The organism is Exiguobacterium sp. KKBO11, from assembly GCF_001644945.1.
GTDB classification, from domain to species: Bacteria; Bacillota; Bacilli; order Exiguobacteriales; family Exiguobacteriaceae; genus Exiguobacterium_A; species Exiguobacterium_A abrahamii.
Genome location: NZ_LUCU01000005.1, coordinates 1 through 1241 on the forward strand (window position 1 = coordinate 1; position 1241 = coordinate 1241).

Annotated in this window: 6 tRNA genes and 3 rRNA genes; all 9 read right to left on the reverse strand. The window is 49.7% G+C overall.

Going from position 1 to position 1241, the window contains the following annotated elements:
• Nucleotides 1–109: ribosomal RNA gene (locus AYO36_RS00180) — 16S ribosomal RNA — on the reverse strand; the annotation flags it as partial.
• Nucleotides 110–235: 126 nt separating this feature from the next.
• Nucleotides 236–311: transfer RNA gene (locus AYO36_RS00185), tRNA-Ala, on the reverse strand.
• A 22-nt stretch (nt 312–333) separates the two neighbouring features.
• Nucleotides 334–410 (reverse strand) — tRNA-Pro (locus AYO36_RS00190).
• A gap of 4 nt (nt 411–414) precedes the next feature.
• Nucleotides 415–488, reverse strand: a tRNA-Arg gene (locus AYO36_RS00195).
• A 38-nt stretch (nt 489–526) separates the two neighbouring features.
• Nucleotides 527–613: transfer RNA gene (locus AYO36_RS00200), tRNA-Leu, on the reverse strand.
• Between the two features lie 62 nt (nt 614–675).
• Nucleotides 676–751 (reverse strand) — tRNA-Thr (locus AYO36_RS00205).
• A 14-nt stretch (nt 752–765) separates the two neighbouring features.
• A tRNA-Val gene (locus AYO36_RS00210) sits at nt 766–841 on the reverse strand.
• 9 nt (nt 842–850) lie between these two features.
• A 5S ribosomal RNA gene (gene rrf, locus AYO36_RS00215) occupies nt 851–966 on the reverse strand.
• A 102-nt stretch (nt 967–1068) separates the two neighbouring features.
• Nucleotides 1069–1241 (reverse strand): 23S ribosomal RNA (locus AYO36_RS00220); the annotation flags it as partial.

Genomic DNA, 1241 nt, shown 5'->3' on the forward strand with positions numbered 1-1241 from the left:
ATTCCACTGCCTTCCCTCCGAAGAGTTCCGTCAGTTTCCTGCGCTCGACTTGCATGTATTAGGCACGCCGCCAGCGTTCGTCCTGAGCCAGGATCAAACTCTCCATGAAGTGTTTGACTTGCTCGTTGTTGTGACCGAAGTCACGATTGACGAAGCTTGCGCTTCATTCGTTTTTGTATTCCGTAGAATACGATTTTTGCCTCATCGTTCAGTTTTCAAAGTTCGTCATAAAAAATGGTGGAGCCTAGCGGGATCGAACCGCTGACCTCCTGCGTGCAAGGCAGGCGCTCTCCCAGCTGAGCTAAGGCCCCATTAAAGGAATGAAATTGAAGATGGTCGGGAAGACAGGATTCGAACCTGCGACCCCTTGGTCCCAAACCAAGTGCTCTACCAAGCTGAGCTACTTCCCGAAAATGCACCCTGAGAGATTCGAACTCCCGACCCCTTGATTCGTAGTCAAGTACTCTATCCAGCTGAGCTAAGGGTGCGGAATATAAGGATCAAACAGCAAACATCAAAATGAAAATGGTACCGAGGGCCGGAATCGAACCGGCACGGGGAAACCCCCGCAGGATTTTAAGTCCTGTGCGTCTACCAGTTCCGCCACCCCGGCAGGGATATAAAAGGTAGAACCTTCATTCATAATTGAATTCTGGTGATCATTGAAGATAAAAATGGTGCCGGCAACAGGAGTCGAACCCGCGACCTACTGATTACAAGTCAGTTGCTCTACCAGCTGAGCTACACCGGCAAGTGTAATAAAAATGGTGGAGGATGACGGGATCGAACCGCCGACCCCCTGCTTGTAAGGCAGGTGCTCTCCCAGCTGAGCTAATCCTCCATATGTATCGCCTGGCAGCGTCCTATCCTCACAGGGGGAAGCCCCCAACTACTTTCGGCGTTCAAGTGCTTAACTTCCGTGTTCGGCATGGGAACGGGTGTGACCACTTGGCTATCGCCACCAGACATTTATTATCTTAACATTATATTCACATAACGTCAAGACTTTTTTTCGTTTTTTTGAAAGGCTCGCACCCTCAAAACTGAAGTCATCAACAATGCATCTGCTAGAACAAGGCCTCGACCGATTAGTATCACTCAGCTCCACATGTCGCCATGCTTCCACCCGTGACCTATCTACCTCATCGTCTCTGAGGGGTCTTTCTTGATTACTCAAAGGGAAATCTCATCTTGGAGGGGGCTTCATGCTTAGATGCTTTCAGCATTTATCCCGTCCGCAC